The sequence below is a fragment of the Cupriavidus sp. H19C3 genome (assembly GCF_049393815.1).
Taxonomy (GTDB): domain Bacteria; phylum Pseudomonadota; class Gammaproteobacteria; order Burkholderiales; family Burkholderiaceae; genus Cupriavidus.
The window spans coordinates 2,672,067-2,695,479 of record NZ_CP184985.1; the positions used below are offsets into that span (position 1 = coordinate 2,672,067).

Here is a 23,413-nt window from a genome sequence, read left to right on the forward strand (position 1 = left end):
TACTAAAAACGGCAAAAGGGGCGGATCGATGGGATCCTGCCCCTGCTGCGGTGGGTCTCCCGGGATGGTTTGTGGCCAGGTCCGGGGAGCCGTAGCGTGCCGTTCGATGCTCCGGTGTGCGTATCTTGTCGTCCTGTTTCCGGAGTATCAGATGCGCATCGGCATGACGACATATTTGAAGTTGTCGTCGTCCGGCACGGTAATCAGCGCACTCGAATTGGAGTCGCCGAGGCTGACCTGAACCTGCTCGCTCTTGAGGTTGCCCAGCACGTCGAGCAGATAGGTCACGTTAAAACCGATATCGAGCGCGTCGCCCGAGTAATCGAGTTCCAGCTCTTCCTGCGCCTCTTCCTGATCGGCATTGGTCGAGCTGATTTTCAGCACGTGCGTATCGAGAATGCAGCGCACGCCCTTGAATTTGTCGGTGGTCAGAATCGCGGTACGTTGCAGCGCCTGTTGCAGTTGCACGCGGTCGATGGCGAAGGCGTTCTTGTAACCCTTGGGAATCACGCGCTGGAAATCCGGGAACTTGCCCTCCACCAGCTTCGAGATCAGCTCGATATTGGCAAAGCTGAACTTGACCTGGTTGGCGGCCAGTTGCACCTGCACGGGATCGTCGGTGTCCTCGAGCAGACGCTGCAGTTCCAGGATGGTCTTGCGCGGGATGATGACTTCCTGGCGCGAGCCGGCGCCGGTAGCTTCGTTCTCGAGCTCCACGCCGCAATACGCCAGACGGTGACCATCGGTGGCCACGGCCATGACCTTCTTGCCATCCACCACCAGCAGCATGCCGTTCAGGTAATAACGGATGTCCTGCTGCGCCATCGCAAAATGAACCATCGCCAGCAGATGCTTGAACGTCTTCTGCGGCAGGCTCACGCTGGCGTTGAATTCGGCGGCTTCGGCAACGGTCGGGAATTCCTCGGCGGCCAGCGTCTGCAGCGCAAACCGGCTCTTGCCGGACTGCACCGTCATGCGCTTGTCGTTGAGCGAGAGCGCAACGTCGCCGTCGGGCATGGCACGCAGGATATCGAGCAGCTTGCGCGCGGCCACGGTGGTGGCCACGTCGTCGTTACCCACGCCGCATTCGGCATGCGTGGTGATCTGGATCTCGATATCGGTGGAAAGAAAGGAAACGTTCGAGCCGGACTTGCGAATCAGCAGGTTGGCCAGGATCGGGAGGGTGTGGCGGCGCTCCACGATGCCGCTCACGATTTGCAGCGGACGCAGCAGATTGTCTCGCGAGGTTTTGACCAATTGCATTGAATTTATCCTTCGTCGTTTGTCGTCAGCTCGACCGCAGATGCCTAACTCCTACCGAATCCGTTACCTGAGCGATACGAAGCGATACCGTGACTCCGATATCGATTCAAATTCACTTACGAATCAAGGAGTTAATGCAGCATTGTACCAAGGATAAGCCGCTGCGGTGAAGCGGGGCGGTTCCGGCGCGGTGCGGGTTTGTGCACAAAATGCCACGGACCGCGAATTACGCTTGCCAAACCGTCCCGACTCACCGCAAAGCCTTATCTGAGGCCAATTTCCCGCGGTTCAACGGTTGATCCAGACGCCCGTTTGCCGCCAGGCGCATAGCCAGTAGTATGCCAGCCCGGCAAGGCCGTATTTCAAAATCCTCGATTGCCCGCGGCCAGCGCGAATGAGCGAGGCGTATTGACCTCGCGCCTCAACGCCGTCAGCCCTTGAGCGTCTGCTCCAGCACGTGCAGCTCGTGATTGAGCTGCGCATCCTTGCCGCGCTCGTCGGCGATCTTGCGCACGGCGTGCAATACGGTGGTGTGATCGCGCCCGCCAAACAGCTCGCCGATTTCCGGCAGGCTCTTCTGCGTGAGCTCCTTGGCCAGGTACATCGCGATCTGCCGCGGCCGTGCAATATTTGCCGGTCGCTTCTTCGAATACATGTCCGCGACCTTGATGTTGTAGAAGTCGGCGCAGGTCTTCTGGATGTTCTCCACCGAGATCTGCCGGTTCTGCACCGTCAGCAGGTCTTTCAGCGCCTCGCGCGTGACCTCGATGGTGATGTCCTTGCCGTGAAAATTGGAGAACGCCAGGATCTTGCGCAGGGCGCCCTCAAGTTCGCGCACGTTCGACCGTAAATGCTTGGCAACGAAAAAAGCGACTTCCTCCGGCACGCTCACGTTTTCGGCCGCGGCCTTCTTCATCAGGATCGCCACGCGCATTTCCAGCTCGGGCGGTTCGATGGCAACCGTCAGGCCCGAGTCGAAGCGCGAGATCAGGCGATCATCGATGCCGGTGATTTCCTTCGGGTACGTATCGCTGGTGATGATCACCTGCGCGCGATTGGCGATCAGCGCCTCGAACGCGTAGAAGAACTCTTCCTGCGTGCGGTTCTTGCCCGAGAAGAACTGAATATCGTCGATCAGCAGCAGGTCCAGCGAGTGGTAGTAGCGCTTGAACTCGTCAAACGCCTTGCGCTGGTACGCCTTGACCACATCCGACACATACTGCTCGGCGTGGATATAGCGAATGCGCGCGCGCGGGTTCTCCATCAGCATGAAGTTGCCGATGGCGTGGATCAAGTGAGTCTTGCCAAGGCCCACGCCGCCATACAGATACAGCGGGTTGTAGGACTTGCCGGGGTTGTTGGCCACCTGGATGGCGGCGGCGCGCGCGAGCTGGTTGGCCTTGCCGGTGACGAAATTGTCGAACGTCAGGATCGGGTTCAGACGCGAGCGCTCGTGCACCGTGTCGTTCTGCTGGGCCTGCTGCGGCTGCGGCTGCTGTGACGGCACGCGGTACGAGCGCGCGCTGGCCTCGGCCGGATCCATCTGGGCGACGTCGATCTCGCCCATGTCCGGCATATGGTGGCCTTGCAGCGGATGTCCGGAGGCGGCACCACGCCCGGCCGGCATGGGAGCCTGGCCGGGGTAGGGCGCCTGCGCGGCGGCACCACCATAGCCAGCACCGCCGCCCTGACCGGGATAGTCGTAGCCGCCCTGCCCGGGATGCTGGCCAGGATGAGCGCCATGCTGCCCGTATTGCTGCGCGCCAAATCCGGGCGCATGCGACGGGTGTCCCGCCTGCTGCGCGGCTTGCGGGTGACCCTGCTGACCCATGGGCGCATGCTGCGGATAGCCACCCGCATGCGTACCCGGGGCTGCGGCCGCGTCCCCGGCGGAATGCGAGCCAGGGTGGGCACCCGGTTGCGCTGCAGGATTGGAGTACGCGGAGGAACGTCCCGACGCAGCGGGATCGAGAACAAAGTGAACGCTAACCTGCGCTTCCCAATACTCGCAGGCGAGGGCCGTGATGCGGCCCGAAAATTGGCTCTTGACCCAGTCCAGCTTGAAGCGGTTGGGCGCAGCGATTCTGAGCGCATGCGCCTCCTCGTCGAAGGCGACGGGCGCCAACGGCTTGATCCAGGTCTTGAACTGTTGCGGCGTCAGTTCGCGCTCGAGTTGCGCGGCTGCCGCCTGCCAGAAATCTTGCATGTGTTCTTAGTAGTGACCGTACCCATCTCATCGGATACAGCACGGGTGCCGTTGCGAACCCTTCCTCAAGCCGGGCTTCCGCGGGCGCCGATCGACGACGATCGAAACGCAATGGCGACGCCACTCCCCGGCCTGCGTCAGGCAGGCCTGGATTCGTGGTTTACCGATGGGCAGAAGTCCGGGTTGTGCGTGCGCCACGCAGCCCGTGTAGTAGTTGGAGCGGGATTGTACCCCCCGCTCCGAGTTATCCACAAAGGATAAGTCTGTGGACAACTTGTGCAAATTCAGTGGATTGCTGTGCACAACCTGGGCATATCGGATCCGCCGCGACCGCGAAAAACGATCGATTGGCGAACTGAAACAAGTACTTAATCCCTCGCGGCACCCAGTTCGGGTGACCGGGAATACCCACCCAGTTACCCACCGATAGTTGTGGACAATGGAAGGCACGCAGCGATAAGTACGACTTGGCGCCGGGACGGGAAACCACCGCTTGTCGCCTTGACACTTCACACGAAAATCGATTAAATGGCGGGTTCTGCGACGCGGCAGGGGTTTACGCATGTCGGCATGACACATGCGCCTCGCTGATTCTCCGATCGCGGCCGACGGCAAGGACAGAACCAGAATCGTCGGCCAGGCAGTGATCGTCGGCCGGGCAGTGTGGACAGTCGATTGTCCACAAGCATTGTCCACAAGCAGTTGTCGGCTCGTGATCATCGGCAGGCCCGTGCAGCCAGTATCCCTATCAGCTTCGTGGCCTGTCGGCTTTGCGGCTCGCTGGTACGAGAAGACTTCGCAGAAGACTTCGGACGTACGAGAGGAGTGCGCGGACCCAGTGCGCGAACCTGGTGCGAAGTTAACGCGGCGGCCAAGGCCCCGGCAATGCCGGCGCCCGGATAGCCGGATCAACCTGAGAGTGCAACATGAAACGTACCTACCAACCTTCCGTTACCCGCCGCAAGCGTACCCATGGCTTCCGCGTGCGCATGAAGACCCGTGGCGGCCGTGCCGTCATCAACGCTCGCCGCGCCAAGGGCCGCAAGCGCCTGGCGATCTGAGCGCCGGGCGACCGGCCTGAACGGTGAGCCGGCGGGTGGCGCCTTCCCTGGAAGCCGGCCCGATGCCAGTGTTCCCGTTCCCGCCTACCGCCTCGCACTCAGGATGGCCGGGACCGCAGCCGCCGAGCGCAGCTTTTCGCTAGCTTTGCACAGCGTGTCGACCCATGCCTTTCCCAAAGCCGCGAGGCTCACAAAGACGGATGAGTTTTCATCCGTTTTTGCTTTGCGGCCGCGCCGCCGCAGCACGCATTTCGTGCTGTATGTGCGCGCCAACGACCGGCAGGAAGCCCGGCTCGGTGTGGTGGTGGGCAAGAAGTTCGCACCGCGTGCCGCCGAGCGCAATCTGGTAAAGCGCATGGCGCGGGAACTGTTCCGGGGTCGGCAAGCCCAACTCGCGGGCCGCGATGTCCTGCTGCGGCTGCAGGCCAAATTTCCGCGTGCGGAATTTGCCAGCCGGGCGGCGATCCGCCGGGCATGCAGCGCGGAACTCGCAAGCCTGCTGGAGGTGGCCGCAAGGCCATTGCCGCCACCGTCCCCGCCATCGGGGTCGGTCCGGCAGCCCTCCGCACCGCCCGCCCCGAGCCAGGCCGCACCGGATACCCCATCCGCACCGGCAGCACCCGCGGCGCCCCCCGCCTGACCGCCCAAGCCATGAAGCGAATCCTGCTAGTCCTGCTGCGCATCTACAAGATCGCTCTGAGTCCGTACCTGGGCTCGCGGTGTCGCTTCATGCCAAGCTGTTCCGAGTACGCCCGCGACGCCGTCGTGATGTATGGTGCGGGCCGGGGCAGCTGGATGGCAGTGTGCCGGCTCTGCCGCTGTCATCCTTTCGCACAGGGCGGGTATGATCCCGTGCCCGAGCCCCAAAACATGGGGAGCGCTACCCAGGCGCCCCGTGCCAGCGCCGCGCCAGGCCATACGCCTGTCACGATCCGGCTCCCCAGACCCTGATTCCCCAGACCATAGCGAGACATGGATATCAAACGCACCATCCTGTGGGTCATCTTCTCGATGTCCCTCGTGCTGCTCTACGACAACTGGCAGCGCGCCAACGGCCACGCGTCGATGTTCTTCCCGAGCGCGACCACGCAGCAGGCAGCGCCGGCTGGCGGCGCCAGCGGCGCGGCGGCCCAGAACGACGTGCCGAAGGCTGCCGGCAATGCCGCCTCGGCCCCGGGTGCCGCCGCTCCCGCGCCGGCCGCGGCCGCGCAGCCGACCGGCGAGAAGATCGTGGTGACCACCGACGAGGTGCGTGCCACCATCGATACGGCCGGTGGCATCCTGTCTCGCCTGGAACTGCTCCACGAGAAGGAAAAGGACGGCCAGCCGGTTGTGCTGTTCGAGCGGGACGCCACGCGCACGTACCTGGCGCGCTCGGGCCTGATCGGCGGCGACCTCCCCAACCACACCACGATCTTCACCGCCACGCCGGGCCCGCGCGCGCTCGACGGCTCGGACAAGCTCGACGTGGTGCTGACGGCGGAGAAGAACGGCATCAAGTTCGTCAAGACGTACACCTTCCACAAGGGCAGCTACGTGGTGGACACGCGTTTCGACGTGACCAACGCGAGCGGTGCGCCGGTCTCGCCGACGCTGTACATGGAACTGACGCGTGACGGCAGCAAGGTGGAACAGTCGCAGTTCTACAGCACCTTCACGGGTCCGGCCGTCTACACGGACGCCGACAAGTACCACAAGATCTCGTTCGACGACATCGCCAAGGGCAAGGCCTCCGTGCCGGGCGCCAGCTCCAGCGGCTGGGTCGCGATGGTGCAGCACTACTTTGCCTCGGCCTGGATTCCGCAGACGGGCAAGGAGCACACGTTCTACGTCGAGAAGATCGACAACAACCTGTACCGCGTTGGCATCCAGCAGCCGCTGGGCCAGATCGCGCCGGGTGCGACGGTGACCACCGACGCGCGCCTGTTCGCCGGTCCGCAGGAAGAGCGCATGCTCGAAAAGATCACCCCGGGCCTGGAACTGGTGAAGGACTATGGCTGGCTGACCATCCTGGCCAAGCCGCTGTTCTGGCTGCTGGAGAAGCTGCACGGCATCTTCGGCAACTGGGGCTGGTCGATCATCATGCTGACCGTGCTGATCAAGCTGGTGTTCTTCCCGCTGTCGGCGGCGAGCTACAAGTCCATGGGCAAGATGAAGGACCTGCAGCCGCGCATGACGGCCATCCGCGAGCGCCACAAGGGCGATCCGCAGAAGATGAACCAGGAGATGATGGCGCTGTACAAGACCGAGAAGGTCAATCCGCTCGGCGGCTGCCTGCCCATCGTGATCCAGATCCCGGTGTTCATCGCGCTGTACTGGGTGCTGCTGTCGTCGGTGGAAATGCGCGGTGCGCCGTGGCTGGGCTGGATTCATGACCTGTCGGTGCCGGATCCGTTCTACATCCTGCCGATCGTGATGGCCGTGTCGATGTTCGTGCAGACCAGGCTGAACCCGACCCCGCCGGATCCGGTGCAGGCCAAGGTCATGATGATCATGCCGCTGGTGTTCTCGTTCATGTTCTTCTTCTTCCCGGCCGGCCTCGTGCTGTACTGGGTGGTGAACAACATCCTGTCGATCGCCCAGCAATGGCAGATCAACCGCATGCTCGGCAAGGGCAAGGCGGCAGCGGTGGCAAAGGGCTGATCCCCTGCGCAACGCGAGTTTTGGGAAAAGGCCCGGCTGATGCCGGGCTTTTTCATTGCGGCCGTCAGGGTCGTTGTGCCGCCTCATGCATGGCGGCGTATCCTTTCGGCTCCAGCCCGACCATCGCCCGAGGAGCCGCCATGACCTGGTCCGCCCAGCAGTACACCCAATTCGAAGACGAACGTACGCGGCCGGTCCGCGATCTGGTTGGCGCCATTCCCACGCGGCAGGCGCGGCGCGTGGTCGATATCGGCTGCGGGCCCGCCAATTCCACCGAGGTGCTCGCCGCGCGCTATCCCGACGCGGAAGTGACGGGGCTCGATAGCGATCCGGACATGATTGCCGCCGCGCGCAAGCGGCTGCCGCAGATGCGTTTCGACCTTGCCGATATCACGGCCTGGCAGGACAGCGGCCCCTATGACGTGATTCTGGCCAATGCGGTCCTGCAATGGGTGCCTGACCACGCCACGCTGCTGCCCTCATTGATCGGCAAGCTCGCGCCCGGCGGCACGCTGGCCGTGCAGATGCCCGACAACCTCAACGAGGCACCGCACCTGCTGATGCGCGAGACCGCCATGGACGGTCCGTGGGCGCCCAGGCTGACGGCCGCCGCCGAGGCGCGCACGCCGCTGGCGTCGGAGCGCTGGTATTACGAACTGCTCAAGCCGCACTGCACGCGCGTGGATATCTGGCGCACGATCTACCAGCATCCGCTCGCCGGGGGCGCCGGCGCGGTGGTCGAATGGTTCAAGGGCAGCGGCCTGCGGCCTTTCATTGCGCCGCTCGACGAGGCCGAGCGTGGCGCGTACCTGCGCCAGTATCAGGCCGCCATCGCCAAGGCCATGCCGGCCTTGGCCGATGGCACGGTGCTGTTGCCGTTTCCGCGCGTCTTCCTGGTCGCCACGCGCTGAACGGCGGCCATGACGCGACGCAGCAGGCGCCGGGTATTCGCCGGCGACGTGCCGTATCGCCTACACTGGAAAGATGCTGCTCGGACATCCACGGACTTTCCAGAGATGAACGCAGGCAACCTTTCTCCCCAGCTACGTCGCAAGATGCGGCCGGTCGCGGCCTTTGTCGCACTCGGCGACGAAGGCCTGCGTGCGGTTTTCGCGCGCATGGACAGCTTGCTGCATCACGACGATCCCGATCCCGAGGCCGTGCACGAACTACGCGTGGCGGTGCGTCATCTGCGCGCGGTGGCGTGGTCGTTCGGGCCCGCGCTCGAGCCAGCGGTCAAGGCGCGCTGGAAGCAGGCGCTGCACGATGTGGCGGACGCCGCGAGCGAGACGCGCGACTGGGATGTCTTTATCGCCGAGACCTTGACGCCCGCCCTGGCGCGCGAGCCGGGGCATGCGACGCTGCTGGCGTTGCTGGAGACCGCCCAGGCCCGGCGCGAGGCTGCCCGGGCGCAGATGATGACAAGATTGTCATCGTATCGGCAGGCGCCATTGCCTACGCTACATCGAGACCTGTTGCACCTTGCGGGCCCCGCCGGGCATGCGCATGGACGCCGGCAGGGCCGGCTTGGCACGTTTGCGGCGTCGCGCATCCGCAAGGCGCGCAAGCATGTGCGGGAGCTCGCGCGCATCGCCAGGGATGGCAAGACCGAGCATGTGCACCGGCTGCGCATCGGCAACAAGCGATTGCGTTATGCGATTGAAGCATTGGCCGAGGTGCTGCCGCGCCGCTACCGCAAGCGACTGCTCAACAAGCTGGTCAAGCGCCAGACCTCGCTCGGCGAGATCGTCGATAGTGCGGTGGCGCGACGCCTGATGGCGGAGTGCCTGAACGCGCCATAGTCCGCGCGTGCCGCACGCCATCGTTCCGGATCGATCTGCGACAATACGGCCCATGACTGCTCCCCAGCTTCCCATTGCCGCCATCGCCACCGCGCCAGGTCGCGGCGGCATCGGTGTGGTGCGTGTATCCGGCCCCGACGTCAGTACGATCGCACGTGCGGTCTGTGGCCAGACGCTGAAACCGCGCCACGCCACCTATCTGCCGTTTCTCGACGCCCGCGGTGGTGTGATCGACCACGGGCTCGCGCTGTATTTTCCGGCGCCGAATTCCTATACGGGCGAGGAAGTGCTGGAACTGCAGGGCCATGGTGGCCCGGTAGTCATGCAGATGCTGCTGGCGCGCTGCCTGGAAGCGGGCCGCGAGATCGGCGTGCGCCTGGCCGAGCCGGGCGAGTTCACGCGCCGTGCGTTTCTTAACGACAAGCTCGATCTCGCGCAGGCCGAGGCGGTGGCCGACCTGATCGAGGCCAGCACGGAAGCCGCGGCGCGCTCGGCCGCGCGCTCGATGGAAGGGGAGTTCTCCAAGGCGATTCATGCGCTGGTCGAGAAGGTCATTCACTTGCGCATGCTGGTGGAGGCGACACTCGATTTTCCCGAGGAGGAGATCGACTTTCTCGAAGCGTCGGATGCGCGGGGGCAGCTGGCGCGGATTCGCGAGGCGCTGGCCGGTATTCTCAAGCAGGCCAGGCAAGGTTCATTGCTGCGCGAAGGCCTGTCGGTAGTACTGGCGGGGCAGCCCAACGTGGGCAAGTCTTCGCTGCTGAATGCATTGGCCGGTGCCGAACTGGCCATCGTCACGCCCATCGCCGGCACCACGCGCGACCGCGTGCGCGAGACCATCCAGATCGAAGGCATTCCGCTCCATATCATCGACACCGCCGGCTTGCGCGACGATGCCGCCGACGAGGTGGAGCGCATCGGCATCGAACGAACCTGGGAGGCGATCCGCCGCGCCGATATCGTGCTGCATCTGGTCGACGCCACCGACTACCTCGAGCACGGGCTGTCCGAGACCGACGACGCCATCGACGACCGCCTCAGCGGTCATCTGCCGCCGGGCTCGCCGATCGTGCGCGTGGTCAACAAGATCGACGTGGCACCCGCCGCCAGCGACACCATGTTTGGCGGCAACCGTCCGCACGTGGTGGCGGCCAATGGGCCCAATCCCACCGAAATCTGGATCTCCGCGCGCACCGGCGCCGGCATCGAACTGATGCGCAGCGAGCTGCTGCGCATCGTCGGCTGGCAGTCGGGCAACGAGGGCACTTTTCTCGCCCGCGAACGCCACCTTACCGCGCTCCGCTGCGCCCAATCCCACCTCAACTGCGCCGTCGAACGCGCCGAACAACAGGCCCAGGCGCTCGACCTGTTCGCGGAGGAATTGCGACTGGCGCAGGACCACCTGAACAGCATCACAGGCGAGTTCACCAGCGACGACCTGCTCGGCACGATCTTTACGCGGTTCTGCATCGGGAAATAGGGCGTTCCTGAGCGCCGAGCATGTTGCCGAGGTCGCCGAGGTCGCGGCGCGCCGAATGGTTTTGTCAGCGAGAGCAAGGGAGAGACGTCGTAGATCTCCGTATTTCCGTTGCAGATTGTTTGCGAAGTTCGGTACGAGCGGGCGTCACGGCGCGGCCGGCTTACTTCCCGCGTTGCTGGGCTTCATATACCTGCAGGTGACAATAGGCGGCCTGGGCAATGGGTGCGTCCTGGCCGAACGCGGTGGCGCGGCGGACGAGGTCGCCGACGATGTCGTCGGCTTCCAGACGCGGCGCACGGTTGGCGATATCGCGTGCCATCGATGCCATCCAGTCGAGGTTCTCGTCGAGCAGGCGGGTTTCCAGTTGCGCGATCACGGCGGCGGGAATCGGATGGCCTTCGGCAGCGGCCACAGCGAAGGCTTCGGCCATGGCGCGCCGCATCAACGTCTTGCCGTCCTGTGTGCGCGCGATCTCGCCGACGGTGCCGCGCATCAGGCAAGTCATCAGCGCGCCGGTGGCGATCATCACCCATTTGTTCCACAGCGCCTGCTCGATATCGTCGGACAGGCTGCGCGTACCCGGAGTCTGGCGGATGAGCGCGTGGAACGCTTCGGCGGTGGCCTGTTGAGCCGCCTCGCGCGCGCCGACGATGACGGTGTCGAGCGTGCCGTAGTGCGCGATCGCGCCATCGCCATCGAGCATCGTCGCGATCTGCGAGACGCCACCCATGACGTGAGCGCGGCCGAAGCGCGCGTCGAGCCGGGCGTACACCGACATGCCGTTGAGAAACGGCAGGATGCAGGTGTCGGCCCCGAGCGCGGGCGCGATGGCGTCCATGGCGGCATCGAGGTCATAGCCCTTGCACGCGAGCAGCACGAGGTCGTAGTCGGGTTGCACGCCGGCGCGGTCGATGCACAGCACCGGACGGCGGAACGCGCCGAGTTCGCTGTTTACCACCAGCCCGTCTTTTTCCAGCGCGGCGGCGCGCCCCGGTCGAACCAGGAACGTCACTTCGGCACCCGCCTCGATCAACCGGGCGCCGTAATAGCCGCCGATCGCCCCCGCCCCCAGCACCAGAATTCGCATGATGTGTCGCCTCGTCGTTTCATGAAGTCCAGAAATGCAGGTCGATAATACATGATGATCAACTTTTATTCAGCGGCGTGCGTTGACATCGTCGCCGACAGGGCCGACCATCGCTCCATTGCGATTGCAGCAGCAGGAGACACGACATGCCGCGGGTATCCAAGGCGGAAGCAGAGAAAAACCGTGCCATCATCGAACAGGTGTCCGCCCGCCTGTTTCGCGAGCAGGGCTTTCACGGCATCAGCGTCGCAGACCTGATGTCGGCTGCGGGACTGACGCACGGCGGCTTCTACGGCCACTTTGAATCGAAGGACGCGCTCGCGGCGATTGCGTGCGAGCGTGCCTTTGAGGAATCGGTCGAGCGCTGGCGCAAGCGCGTGGATGCCGCGCCCGATCGCGCCGCGGCACTGGAATCGTTGCTCGATGGCTATCTGTCCACGCGCAGCCGCAACGCGGTGGGGGCGGGCTGTCCGATCGCCGCGCTGGCCACGGATGTGTCGCGCGAGCCCGACGACAAGCCGGTGCACGAAGCCTTTGTCGCCGGCCTGACCGCGCAGCTCGCGGTTCTGGAAAGCGTGCAGCCGGGCGACGACCCGGCGGCCAGGCGCGTCGAGGCCCTGGCACAGATGTCGCTGCTGGTGGGCGCGATGGTCCTGGCGCGGGCCACGCGGGGCAGTGCGCTGTCGACCGAAGTCCTGGCAGCGGCCCGGGCGCATCTGCATCTCGCCTGAGGCGAGAACGGTTTACACTGGCGGGCATCCCCCGTCCCAATCTCTCCAGATTTCCTCCCGATGTTGAGTCGCGTTCGCCAAACCCTTGTCGCCATTGTTGCCGTGGTGGTGCTTGGCATGTTGTGGTTTGTCGGTAACGACAAGGGCCCGGCCGTGGCGCCGGACAGCGATGCCACCAGCGCCACCGGTGCCGGCAGTACCAACGACAGCGCCGGTGCCGAGGCGCCCGCCAGCCTGCCCCGCGGCATTCCGCGCAACGGTACCCTCGATCCGATCAGCATCGATCCCAAGCGTCCCGCGGACCGCCTGCCGGTGTACCAGGCCGACGCCATCCTCAACGACTATCGCGACAACTCGGGCGCGGCCGACGACCGCTACCTCGGCCAGTATTTCATCGTGGAAGGGGTGGCCAGCGGCATCCGGCGCGACGGCAAGGACGTGTTCCTTGAAATCCGTACCAACGATCCCGGCCACGTGGTCCGCGCCGACCTGCTCACGCAGCAGATCTGCGGCCCCGGTACCCGTGCCTGCGAGGTGGAGGCCCGTGCGACCATGGTGCGGCGAGGCCAGAAAGTGGCGGTGGAGTGCAATGGCGCCGGCCTGATCGATGGCGATACGCCGCGGCTGTCGGACTGCCTGCTGCGCGGCGGAGCCAACTGAGTCCCTGCGGCGCGTACCAACGCGCGTGGCACCAGCCCGGGCCACGTCCGCGCGCGGGAAGCGAGGGTATTTCGCCCTCTTTTCCCGCGATTGAATGGCCACGAGCCAGCCTAGAGTAGGTGGGTATGCTGCCGGCGGTGCGCCCGGCCGCGCCGACGCGTTCCAGGACCCACCCCGATGAAACGAGCCATCCTTGCTTCCGCGCTTTGCCTCGCGCTCAGCGCGTGTTCCACTTACCTGGCGGTAACGCCGGTCGACCGCCCCGACCAGTCCGACCCGATCGCGGCGTTCCAGACCCCGGCCGGCGTGCCGCAGTACCGCATCGACGGTACGCGCGTGATCGGCGCCGACGGCACCCTGCTGTGTGTGATCGCCAATACCGCCAACGGCAACTCTTACCTCAACGCGTTCCGTGCTTCGCTGCGCGCGCGCAATTTCGAGGTGAAGATGCTGCCGCCGGATGCCTCGGTCGCGACGTGCCCGATCACCGTGACGTATTTCGTGCAGCAGCAGACCTACTGGCTGCCGTATGTGAGTGCCGCCGATATCACGGTGTATCGTGAGGGCGAGCGCGTCGGCAAGGCCGTGTACAACGCCAACCGCAGCGCTGGCGGGCTCAATTTCAGCCACCTCGTGCCGGCCGACAGGACCATCGAGATGCTGGTGGAGCAGCTGTTTCCGGGGCTGAAGCCGCAACCGGCAACGGCGGAAACGGTGCCGCCGCAGCCCGCGGCGGAACCGCAGGCACAGCCGGCGGCCTGAGCGGCTGGCGCGGGCGGGGCAGATCCCGCCCGGGGCCGGCGCCCCGCACGCCGCCCGGCGCGTGGGCGCATTCCCACCTGCGGGGGCGGCCGGCGCGCGCGGCGCGCACCGGTACGCGTCGGCTTACGCCAGCCGGAACACCTCCACCGCCTGGCGCAGTTCCTGCGCCTGATGATGCAGGCTTTCCGCCGCGGCGGCGGCTTCCTCGACCAGCGCGGCGTTCTGCTGCGTGCTGATATCCATCTCCGACACCGCGCCGCTGATCTGCGACAGTCCCTGCGACTGCTCGCGCGATGCCACGCTGATATCGCCCATCAACGCCGCGATGCCTTCCACGCGTTGCACGATATCGCCGATTGCGGTGCCAGCCTGCTGCACCGCCTCGTTGCCGGACTTGAGGTCGGTCACGGTCCGCTCGATCAGCTGCTTGATCTCGCCGGCCGCCGTCGCGCTGCGCTGGGCCAGGCTGCGTACCTCGCCCGCCACCACCGCGAAGCCGCGCCCATGCTCGCCCGCGCGGGCGGCCTCCACCGCGGCGTTAAGCGCGAGGATATTGGTCTGGAACGCGATGCCGTCGATCATGCCGATGATGTCGACCACCTGCTGCGCATTCTTGTGGATATCCGCCATGGTGGTCACCACGCGGCCCACGGTCTCGCCACCGGCGCGCGCCGCGTCGGCGGCGCTGGTCACGGCGCGGTTGGCGTCCTGCGCATTCTCGGCGTTCTGGTGCACCGTGGTGGTCAGCTGCTCGAGGCTCGCCACGGTACGCTCCAGGCTACCCGCCTGCGCGGCGGTACGTGCCGACAGGTCGGCGTTGCCGCTGGCAATCTGGCTCGTGCTGCCGGCGATCGCGCCGATACTGCCGCGCACCTTGTCGACAATGCCGCTCAGGCCCTGCCCGACGCCATCGATCGCACGCATCAACGCGCCGATCTCGTCGCCGCGCGCGCTGTCCAGACGCGTGGTGAGATCGCCCGCGGACAGGCGCGACGCGGCTTCGGCCGCCTCGCCGAGCGGCTGGCTCACCATCCGGCGCAGCAGCCACCAGAACGCCGCGGAAACCAGCAACGCCACCGCCAGGCCGCCGGCCAGGAAGCGATTGCGGCTGGCCACCAGTTCATCGCGCAGCGTGGCCATCGGCACCGACCCGGCAATCAGCCACTGCCAGTCGGGATAGGTGACAAAGGCGGTCAGGCGCTCGGTGCCGCCATTGCCACCACCGCCGCCGCCCTTGCCGAGCGCCACCGTATGCGTGGTCGCGCCATCCTTGGCGGCAATCATGTCGCGCACCCATGACTTGCCGTCGGCGTCCTTGGCGTCGAGCATGCTGGTGCCTTCCGCGCCAAGGCGGTCGACCATCACCTTGCCCTGGTCCGGACCGGGCTTGGCATCGATCACCATGAAATGGCCGGTGCCGTTGATGGTCTTGCGGCGAATGCGGTTCTTCAGCATCGCCAGTTCGGATTCGACATTCACGCCCACATAGAGCGCGCCGGCCACCTTGCCGGTGGCATCGCGCACGGCCTCGTACTTGCTCATGTACGGCTTGCCGAACAGCCACGTCAATGCGCGATAGGAGCGGCCCGCCATCACCGCCTCGTAGGCCGGGCTGGCACGGTCGAGCAGCGTGCCCACCGCACGCTCGCCATCCTGCTTCTTGAGCGACGTGGTCACCCGCACAAAATCGTCGCCGGTGCGCGCGAACACGGTGGAAACGGTGCCACCGGTGGTGGCCAGAAAGCGGTCCGGAATCTCGAAGCTGTTGTTCAGCACGAGGTCGCCGCTGCGGAAGGTCGGGGTCGGCTTGCCGGCCACGTCGATGGTCTGGCTCGGGTCCACCGCATACGGGCCGGGCAGCACCGCGGCAAAGCTCAGCAGAAAGCGATCGGCCTCCTGCAGCATGGTGTCGTCGAGCTGACCGACCAGCTCGCGCAGCGTCTGGCTTTCGGCCGTGATGGCGTCATGCGCCTGCCGCTCGAGCTGGCGCATGCTGGCATACGAGATGGCCAGCGAAAACGCGCCAAAGGCGATCACCTGCACCACGAGCACCACAAGGGCGACACGTGTACCGATGCTCCAGTTTCCGGTGCGCTCCCGTGCGCGACCGGCCAGTTTGGGACGATAGATGGATAGCTGTGACAAGGGGGCGCTCCGTGGAGATGCCACACGCCATTCCGGCGCATGGGCGACGCCTGCTCTTCGGGCTGGTCGTCACCGTCGCATTTACGGACATATGCCGCGATGTCTTTAGCTTCACGCTGCGAATAGTGGCGAATATGTTGCGAATTCACACGAATGCGTGACTGGTCCGGTCCAATCCGGCGCCGCGCGGCAGGGTGGGGGCACTGGGTTAGAATTCGCGGCATGCCAGCCACCCCGCGCGGCAAGGCCCGCGCGCCTGCCGCCCCGACCCCTCCGACCGCGGCCGCACCGCCTGCCATACCGGCAAGGGGGGCGGCTGAGGCAACACGGGCGACGCGGGCGCCGCGCGCGTCCACCGCCGCGCCGGCCTTTCCCGAGTACACCATCGAGGAGCTCGCGCGCGCCGCCGGCACGACCGTGCGCAATATCCGCTCGTATCAGGATCGCGGACTGATCGATCCGCCCGAGCGCCGCGGACGAGTGGGCATTTACACGCAAACCCACCTGGGACGGCTGCGGCTGATCAACCACCTGCTCGCGCGCGGCTATACGCTCGCCAATATCCTGGAGCTGCTGAAGGCCATCGTCGAAGGGCATGACCTGCGCTCGATCCTGGGCCTGGAAACCGCGATCAGCAGCCCCTGGACCAGCGAGGCGCCGCGCCATTACTCATATCTTGCGCTGGCACGCCTGTTTGGCCGCGCGGTCTCGCGCCCGGCGCTGGCCCGTGCGATTGCGCTGGGGCTGCTGGAGCCCGATGGCTTCGGCTATCTCGCACGCAGTCCACGCGCGCTGATGGCCGGCGCGGAGATCGCCAGGGCAGGCTTTCCGCTGGAGGATGTGCTGGCGATCATCGAGCATGGGCGCAGTCACTTCCAGGCGGTGTCCGACCGCATCATCGCCATGGTCGTGCGCGAGCTCGACAAGTTTGGCGAAGGCAACCTGCCCCCGCCGCAGGACGTGCCGCGGCTCGTCGAGATCCTCTGGCGTATCCGTCCGCTCGCGATGGTGGCGCTGGAAACGGAAATGATGCGTGCGCTGGAGATTTCGGCCAACAAGTATCTCGGCGATCGCGTGGCCGCGATCCTTGAGCATCTGCATGACGCGCCACCGCCCGCGCAGCACGAATAGGCACCAGGCCGGACACGTCGTCAGGTCGAGCTTCAGCCCGCTGTCGAATGGCACCCTCTCGCGCCCCCACACGCGCCCCCACACGCGCCCCCACACGCGCCCCCACACGCGCCCCCCACACGCGCCCCCCACACGCGACCCTCACGCGCCCCTCACGCGCCCCGGATCGACGGCGCACGCGGGCTTGCCCCCGCGCGCACCGCGGTGGCCTCGATCTCCGCCAGCAGCGGCCCGATGCGCGCAAGCTGCGCGCGATTGTCGGCATCCCATGGATGAAAGCCTGGGCGGAAGTAATCGAGCCACTCCGGCACCATGCGCCGCAGGACGCCGGGCGAACCCCACAGGTACTGCAGCGCGCTCCCGAAGCCGAGCAGCTTGTGCGGACAGGTGCGGTCCGCCATCACCAGCCGCACATGAAATGCAAACACGAGCATCCAGAACGTGACCGTGGTGGTCAGCATGGTGCCGGCGCGCACCAGGTAGCGATAGGGCCCCGGTTTCATCACCGCGTTCCACACGTCGTACGCCACCGCCTTGTGCTCGGTCTCTTCCAGCGCATGCCACGTCCACACCTGCCGGTAGCCTGCTTCGGCATCGCCCAGGTGGCGCGCGTCGGCCAACAGGCCGCCCGCCATCATCGCCGTGTAGTGTTCCAGCGCGATGGTATGCGCGAGCTGCCATGACCTGGGCAGGATGCGACGGAGCAGATCGAGTAGCCGCGCCACCATGCGCTCCAGGCGCGCCGCCGGCAGGCCGGCCTGGTCGAGCAGGCGGTTGTAGAGGATATGTTCGCGCGTGTGCATCGCTTCCTGCCCGATAAAGCCGGCCACGGCCTGCCTGAGCGCGGGATCGGTCAACTGGTCGCGGTAATTGCGCACGCTATCCATGAAGAAGCGCTCGCCGGCCGGAAAGAAGATCGACAGCGCGTTGATGTAGTGCGTGACATGGTGCCCTCGCTCATGCCAGTCGCAGATGCGCTCAGGCGGCAGATGGGGATGCACGTCGCGGCGGACAGGCATCATGATGCGTTCTCCTGATGGATGACGGTCGCGGCTTCGGCGAGCAGTCGTTTGCGCTTGCGCCGCGTGTCGCGCACGACGAGGGCCTGATAGGCCGCCGGCAGCAGGCGCGCCATGACGTCCGCCACGCGCGCATCGGGACCGATCAGTACCCGCCGCCGGTTGGCGCGCACACCAGCCAGAATTGCCTGCGCCGCCTGCCCGGCGGAAGTAATGAAGAACTTCTCGAACTCGGCCCGGCCCTGCTCGGCATCGCGTACCAGCAGGCCATTGACGCTGGGCGAGACGCGGCTGGCCCGCGCGATGTTGGTACGGATGCCGCCGGGGTGCACCACGGTCGCCGAGACCCCGCAGTCCATCAGGTCGAGCTCCTGCCGCAGCGCGTCGGTAAAGCCGCGCACCGCATACTTGCTGGCGTTGTAGGCGCCCATGCCCGGCTGCGCGAACAGCCCGAACACGCTCGACGTATTGACGACATGGCCGTCGCCACTCGCCTTGAGGTGCGGCAGGAATGCCTTGGTGCCATGCACCACGCCCCAGAAATTGATGCCGACGATCCAGTCGAGATCGTCGTAGCTCATGCCTTCGACCGTGCTCGACAGCGCGACGCCCGCGTTGTTGAAGATCAGGTTGACGCGGCCATGCTCGGCCGCTACCTGCGCCGCCCATGCGTGCACGTCAGCGCGCTGCGACACATCGACCGCCGCGCTGGTCACCGTGAGCCCGGGCGCAATGCGCGTGACTGCGGACACGGTCTGCGCCAGCCCCAGGACATTGCAGTCGGACAGCGCCAGGTGACAGCGTTCGCGCGCGAGTGCCAGCGCCAGTGCGCGGCCCATGCCGGAAGCGGCGCCGGTAATCGCGGCGACCTTCTCGTGAAACACCTTCATCGGGATCTCCCGTGGTTTCAGGGCGGCGGGTGCGCCGTACCGCCCGACAAATGCCTCGTGCCCCCGACGGATGCCGCCATGGGTCCGGCCGCCATGCGCGCCGGCCAGGTCTCGTAGTCGCGCATGCGGAACGATGCCGTGGCACGGCGGAACTGCCACGTGAAGCCGGGCCACAGCGTGGTGTTCCTGCCGCTGCGCGGATCGAGGTACCAGCTTGCGCAGCCGCCGGCGGACCACACCGCGCGATCGAGCTTTTGCTGAATGCGTGCGTTGAACGCGTGCTGCACCGGCGCGCGCACTGCCACCGCATGCACACGCTGCGCACGCATGGCGCGCAGCGCATCGAGGATGTAGGCCACCTGCGACTCGATCATGAGCACCATCGAGCTATGGCCCAGCCCGGTGTTGGGACCGACCACGAAGAACAGGTTGGGAAAGCCCGCCACGGTGGTGCCCAGGTAGGCCTGCGCCCCGTCGCGCCAGGCGTCGAGCAGGTCCTGGCCGGCGCGGCCGACGATCACGCCGCGCGGCAGCGGATCGGTGGCGTGAAAGCCGGTGCCCAGGACGATGCAATCGACCGGGCGCCGCGTACCGTCGCGCAGCACCACCGCATCGGCTTCCACATGGTCGATGCCGGTGGTCACCACGTCGACATTGGGACGCGCCAGCGCGGGGTAGTAGTCGTTGGATATCAGCACGCGCTTGCAGCCGATGGTGTAGTCGGGCGTCAACGTCCGGCGCAGCGCCGGGTCCGCAACCTGCCGTGCGAGATGACGACGCGCGAGGCGCTCCACTGCCTTCATCAGGCGCGGATGCATGACAAAGCCGAGTACGCGGGCTTCCAGCATCCAGTAGATGCCGGCCCGCAGCAGCGTTTGCGTGAACGGCAGATGGCGGAACAGCCAGCGCTCGCGCGGCCCCATCGCGCGGTCGGGCTTGGGCAGGATCCACGGCGCCGTGCGCTGGTACAGGTCGAGATGCGCGACCTGCGGGGCGATCTGCGGCACAAACTGGATCGCACTGGCGCCAGTGCCGATCACGGCCACGCGCTTGCCCGCAAACGGATAGTCATGCCGCCATTGCTGCGAGTGGAAGCATGTGCCCGCGAACGATGCGAGCCCTGGGATATCGGGCAGGGCGGGCCGGCTCAGTCCACCCATCGCCGAGACCAGCACGCGTGCGCGCACGGTGCGGTCGTTGGCCATCTCGAGTCGCCACATGCCTGCGTCCTCGTCCCACGTGGCCCGCCGCAGGGCATGGCCAAAGCGCAGATGCGGGCGCAGGCCGAAGCGGTCCGTGCAGTGTTCGAGGTAGGCGCGGATCTCCGCTTGCGGCGAGAACATGCGCGACCAGTCCGGATTGGGCGCAAACGAGAACGAGTAGAGATGGGACTGCACGTCGCAAGTGCAACCGGGATAGTGGTTGTCGCGCCAGGTACCGCCCACCGCATCGGCTTGCTCGAAGATCAGGAAGTCCGCGCTGCCGGCCTGCTTGAGCCGGATGCCCATGGCGAGCCCGGCAAAGCCGCTGCCGACGATGGCGATATCGCAATGGTCGGCACGGTCGGCACGGTCGGCAGGGCCGGTGGCATCGGCCTGGTCGGCAGGGCAGCCGGTGGGCGCGCAGGTATCGGCGGACCCGGTGCTCAGGCCGCCCGGCAGTTCCGCGGGAGCGTTCATCGAAGTCGCATCGATCTTGACATTGGACGATGTCATCGTAGGCACCCCCATCGGGTGGGTCAACGCGCCCGATGGAAGGATCTCTCTATTTCCAGCGACTCGCCAGCCAAGTACTCCGCACATGAAACGGCGGCGATGCCCGCCTGCGCTTCCCTGGGGCGGGTTTCGATCGTGCGTTTGAAACCGGCGACCGATGTCACGGTCGGCAACGCCGCCCTGTGCCGGTTCGGCAGAATCGCAACATCGGGGCAGGGCGCGGCCCGCGCCGGCCTTGGCCGTGCGGGTGCGAATCGTGTGTCGCGATTGCACCCTACCAACATGGGGCGCGATCGGCAGTTGTCAGTCTCCGCACAGACACTGCAAAATGTGTCACAGCCGCTTCAAACCATCACACTGTGATAGGCGAGGCGGCGTCCTGTCGGGGGGCAGGACGGAAGAGCGGCCTGGTGCCAGGGATTGGCGCCGATGCCCGCAGAGCCAGGCGACATCTGGCTTTGTGGAAATCGACGACCAACCGGATCCGGGCCGGCAGGCGACCATTGACCGGGCGGGACCCTGCATTGCGTGAGCGCTGTCGCATTAGAGCAACTCTTCGAATTTCAGGCTTGTGAAACGCTCGGAGCCGTCACTAGGCTTCGCACAACCGTTTCAAGCATCCGTATGCCGACAGAGCACGGAGCCAGGCGGTCGTGGATTTTTTTGCAGGGGTCCACAGCAGTTTTTTGCGAGAGACCACCATGAAGACCGGCAGAAGCACGGCAGGAGATACGAAGGCACGCATCCTCGATGCGACCGAGAAGCTGTTTATCGAGGTCGGGTACGAGGCGACGTCCTTGCGTCAAGTCACCTCACGCGCCATCGTCAATCTGGCAGCAGTCAACTACCACTTCCGCAGCAAGGAAATCATGATGCAGTCGGTGCTCGGGCGCCGTCTGGATCCGCTCAACACGCGGCGCCTGGCATTGCTCGATGCCGTCGAGGCACGCTGGCCGGGCCACGAGATCCGCTGCGAACACGTCATGGGTGCGCTGTTCGTGCCCGCGCTCCAGATGGCGCGCGAGCCCGAGATCGGCGGCCCATCGTTTCTGCGCCTGCTCGGCCGCGTGTATTCGGACACGTCGCCGTTCATTCAGTCCTATCTGGTCGGCCACTACGCACCGGTGTTCGGGCGCTTCTTCGAAGCGTTTGCGCGTGCGCTGCCGGAGGTGCCCCGGCAGGAACTCGGCTGGCGTCTGCACTTTGCGCTCAAGGCGCTGGCGGGCGTGCTGGCCGGCGACGAGCTCGGCAACCTGATGCCGGCCTTTACGCAAGGCCAGCAGATGAGCGATGCGCACGTGCTCGCGCAACTGACGTCGATGGTGGTGGCGGCCCTGCAGGCACCCGCCCCATCGACGGATCAGCTCGGCGCGCTGCAGGACGTCTTCGATATCGGCGAAAGCCAGTATGCGGACGAGCGCGCCAGGCAGGAGCATATCGCCGCGCTGGCCGCCACCGTCGAGGACGAGGCCCGCACCGCCGCCGCCGCCACGGCTGCCGCGGTGAACCGGGCCCGACGTGGTGCCGCGCGTACCGTGCGCAACGAAGGCACCACGCGCTCGGCCACCGCAAGCCTGACGGTGCGTCGCGAACACTGCGCAACATTCCCGAGCAATCCGCTCGACGACTGGATGCGTACGCGCCCGCGCACATAGCGCTCGCCACGCGGCGCTGACAGGCGGCGCCGGCCGCGTCGCCTGTCTGGCCGCTGTCCCCGCCGCCGCGCTGTCCTGACCGCGCCGTCGTCGCTCGCACGATGCGCGGCTCCATTGGTATCGCCAACTTATCGCCAACCCTATCGCCACGTCCCTGCGAGGCGTGCGCGCGCGCGTCTTGCGCGCAGGAGGAGACTGCCATGAAAGCCGCCCAGATACCGTTGCTCCTGGTTGCCGCCATCGGCGGCATGCTCGGGTTGCTGGCAGCGCCGCCTGGCGTCGCGCCGGAGGCGCGCGCGCAGGCCGCATCGGGGGCAACGGCTGCGCCCACGGCCGCGCGTGCGGCAACGCCCTACGACGCGCTGCCGGCCGCGCAACAGGCGGCGCTGTTCTCGAAGCAGACCGCCAGTGGCGAACTGGCGGCGTTGTCGGACGCCGAGCTGCTCGCCACCTTCGACGCCTTCAAGCCCGATGCCTTTCTGCTGTGGGCGCGCACCGAGATCAACCGCTATCCCGAATACGAATACTGGATGACGCGCCAGGAGCGGCTCGACGGCCAGTGGCAGGACGTACCGGCGCGCATGATGATCCGCTACCGTCATCTGCCGCGACAGGTGTACGCGCGCTGGCTGCCGAATGGGGTGCAGGCGGGGCAGGAGATCCTCTATGACGAGACCCGGCGCAAGGACCAGATGTATGGCCATCTGGGCGGCGTGCTCGGCTTTACGTCGATGTGGATCGCGCTCGACGGTGCGCTGGCGCGCGCGCAGTCGAACCATTCCGTGCGCGATCTCGGCTTCCAGTACGTGGTGTCGATGCTGGAGCGCGATGCGCGCACGCTGCGTGCCGCCGGCCTCGGCGAAAAATTCAATCGCGCCGAGATCGTGCGCGAGCAGGGCATGCGCATGGTGGCGCTGACATGGGACCTGCCCGAGGGTGCGCCGAAGTATTACGCGAAGAAGGTGCAACTGATGCTCGATCTCAAGCATCCGTGGCCGCGGGTGGAAACCGCATGGGATGCCGATGGCTTCATGGTCGAGAGAATCGTGTTCGAGAAGGCCGTGAAGAAGTCGTTCGACGCCTCGACTTTCGACCCGGGCAACGACGAATACAAGTTCTGAGGGCACAGCGAGCGTTTGAATTCGCGCAATCGACCGCGCGCG

Annotated in this window: 20 protein-coding genes; 13 read left to right on the top strand and 7 right to left on the bottom strand. The window is 66.1% G+C overall.

Features of this window, described 5'->3' with window-relative positions:
- Window positions 1-147 precede the first annotated feature (147 nt).
- Together dnaN and dnaA are read right to left on the bottom strand one after the other, a co-directional pair.
- Window positions 148-1,263 (bottom strand): DNA polymerase III subunit beta, encoded by a 1,116-nt coding sequence (gene dnaN / locus DFLDMN_RS12420; protein WP_423195259.1) that lies wholly within the window; start codon window positions 1,261-1,263, stop codon window positions 148-150.
- Between the two features lie 430 nt (window positions 1,264-1,693).
- Window positions 1,694-3,469 carry a chromosomal replication initiator protein DnaA gene (dnaA, locus tag DFLDMN_RS12425; protein ID WP_423195260.1) on the bottom strand — a complete coding sequence of 592 codons (1,776 nt, stop codon included), beginning with the start codon at window positions 3,467-3,469 and terminating at the stop codon, window positions 1,694-1,696.
- A gap of 926 nt (window positions 3,470-4,395) precedes the next feature.
- Here dnaA and rpmH point away from each other — a divergent pair.
- From rpmH to mnmE, 7 genes are all read left to right on the top strand, one after another.
- Window positions 4,396-4,530, top strand: a complete 135-nt coding sequence (gene rpmH / locus DFLDMN_RS12430) for a 50S ribosomal protein L34 (protein WP_008650850.1) — start codon at window positions 4,396-4,398, stop codon at window positions 4,528-4,530.
- 154 nt (window positions 4,531-4,684) lie between these two features.
- Entirely contained in the window at window positions 4,685-5,170 is a 486-nt protein-coding gene (gene rnpA / locus DFLDMN_RS12435; protein ID WP_423198394.1) for a ribonuclease P protein component, read from the top strand.
- Between the two features lie 11 nt (window positions 5,171-5,181).
- Window positions 5,182-5,481, top strand: a complete 300-nt coding sequence (gene yidD, locus DFLDMN_RS12440) for a membrane protein insertion efficiency factor YidD (protein ID WP_423195261.1) — start codon at window positions 5,182-5,184, stop codon at window positions 5,479-5,481.
- A gap of 21 nt (window positions 5,482-5,502) precedes the next feature.
- Window positions 5,503-7,173: a membrane protein insertase YidC gene (gene yidC / locus DFLDMN_RS12445; RefSeq protein WP_423195262.1), complete on the top strand. Its 1,671-nt coding sequence runs from the start codon at window positions 5,503-5,505 to the stop codon at window positions 7,171-7,173.
- Between the two features lie 140 nt (window positions 7,174-7,313).
- Complete coding sequence (tam, locus tag DFLDMN_RS12450) at window positions 7,314-8,084, top strand: trans-aconitate 2-methyltransferase (RefSeq protein ID WP_423195263.1); 771 nt, start codon at window positions 7,314-7,316, stop codon at window positions 8,082-8,084.
- 105 nt (window positions 8,085-8,189) lie between these two features.
- Window positions 8,190-8,975, top strand: a complete 786-nt coding sequence (locus tag DFLDMN_RS12455) for a CHAD domain-containing protein (RefSeq protein ID WP_423195264.1) — start codon at window positions 8,190-8,192, stop codon at window positions 8,973-8,975.
- 52 nt (window positions 8,976-9,027) lie between these two features.
- On the top strand, window positions 9,028-10,455 hold the full coding sequence (mnmE, locus tag DFLDMN_RS12460; protein WP_423195265.1) for a tRNA uridine-5-carboxymethylaminomethyl(34) synthesis GTPase MnmE: 1,428 nt from the start codon (window positions 9,028-9,030) through the stop codon (window positions 10,453-10,455).
- Between the two features lie 160 nt (window positions 10,456-10,615).
- On the opposite strand, the gene DFLDMN_RS12465 is transcribed toward mnmE, so the two are convergent.
- A complete protein-coding gene (locus DFLDMN_RS12465; protein WP_423195266.1) occupies window positions 10,616-11,542 on the bottom strand; it encodes a ketopantoate reductase family protein in 927 nt (308 codons plus the stop codon).
- A gap of 146 nt (window positions 11,543-11,688) precedes the next feature.
- On the opposite strand from DFLDMN_RS12465, the gene DFLDMN_RS12470 reads away from it, so the two are divergent.
- The 3 genes from DFLDMN_RS12470 (at window position 11,689) to DFLDMN_RS12480 (ending at window position 13,695) form a co-directional block, all read left to right on the top strand.
- Window positions 11,689-12,273, top strand: coding sequence for a TetR/AcrR family transcriptional regulator (locus tag DFLDMN_RS12470; RefSeq protein ID WP_423195267.1), 585 nt, complete (start codon window positions 11,689-11,691; stop codon window positions 12,271-12,273).
- A 60-nt stretch (window positions 12,274-12,333) separates the two neighbouring features.
- A complete protein-coding gene (locus tag DFLDMN_RS12475) occupies window positions 12,334-12,933 on the top strand; it encodes an OB-fold protein (RefSeq protein ID WP_423195268.1) in 600 nt (199 codons plus the stop codon).
- 177 nt (window positions 12,934-13,110) lie between these two features.
- Window positions 13,111-13,695: an Sbal_3080 family lipoprotein gene (locus tag DFLDMN_RS12480; protein WP_423195269.1), complete on the top strand. Its 585-nt coding sequence runs from the start codon at window positions 13,111-13,113 to the stop codon at window positions 13,693-13,695.
- A gap of 123 nt (window positions 13,696-13,818) precedes the next feature.
- On the opposite strand, the gene DFLDMN_RS12485 is transcribed toward DFLDMN_RS12480, so the two are convergent.
- Window positions 13,819-15,840 carry a methyl-accepting chemotaxis protein gene (locus DFLDMN_RS12485; RefSeq protein ID WP_423195270.1) on the bottom strand — a complete coding sequence of 674 codons (2,022 nt, stop codon included), beginning with the start codon at window positions 15,838-15,840 and terminating at the stop codon, window positions 13,819-13,821.
- A 222-nt stretch (window positions 15,841-16,062) separates the two neighbouring features.
- Here DFLDMN_RS12485 and DFLDMN_RS12490 point away from each other — a divergent pair, with 222 nt between their 5' ends.
- Entirely contained in the window at window positions 16,063-16,971 is a 909-nt protein-coding gene (locus DFLDMN_RS12490; protein ID WP_423195271.1) for a MerR family transcriptional regulator, read from the top strand.
- A gap of 152 nt (window positions 16,972-17,123) precedes the next feature.
- Here DFLDMN_RS12490 and DFLDMN_RS12495 read toward each other — a convergent pair whose 3' ends face one another.
- The 3 genes from DFLDMN_RS12495 to DFLDMN_RS12505 are packed head-to-tail and all read right to left on the bottom strand — an operon-like array spanning window position 17,124 to window position 20,595.
- The gene (locus DFLDMN_RS12495) at window positions 17,124-17,993 is read right to left on the bottom strand and encodes a metal-dependent hydrolase (RefSeq protein ID WP_423195272.1); all 870 of its coding nucleotides are present in this window, start codon (window positions 17,991-17,993) and stop codon (window positions 17,124-17,126) included.
- Window positions 17,990-18,880, bottom strand: coding sequence for an SDR family NAD(P)-dependent oxidoreductase (locus DFLDMN_RS12500; RefSeq protein WP_423195273.1), 891 nt, complete (start codon window positions 18,878-18,880; stop codon window positions 17,990-17,992). Before DFLDMN_RS12500 ends, DFLDMN_RS12495 begins: the two co-directional genes overlap by 4 nt.
- Before the next feature lie 17 nt (window positions 18,881-18,897).
- Complete coding sequence (locus DFLDMN_RS12505) at window positions 18,898-20,595, bottom strand: flavin-containing monooxygenase (RefSeq protein ID WP_423195274.1); 1,698 nt, start codon at window positions 20,593-20,595, stop codon at window positions 18,898-18,900.
- Window positions 20,596-21,296: 701 nt separating this feature from the next.
- Here DFLDMN_RS12505 and DFLDMN_RS12510 point away from each other — a divergent pair.
- Both DFLDMN_RS12510 and DFLDMN_RS12515 read left to right on the top strand, forming a co-directional pair.
- On the top strand, window positions 21,297-22,250 hold the full coding sequence (locus DFLDMN_RS12510; RefSeq protein ID WP_423195275.1) for a TetR/AcrR family transcriptional regulator: 954 nt from the start codon (window positions 21,297-21,299) through the stop codon (window positions 22,248-22,250).
- A 200-nt stretch (window positions 22,251-22,450) separates the two neighbouring features.
- Window positions 22,451-23,371 (top strand): DUF1571 domain-containing protein, encoded by a 921-nt coding sequence (locus DFLDMN_RS12515; RefSeq protein WP_423195276.1) that lies wholly within the window; start codon window positions 22,451-22,453, stop codon window positions 23,369-23,371.
- Window positions 23,372-23,413 lie beyond the last annotated feature (42 nt).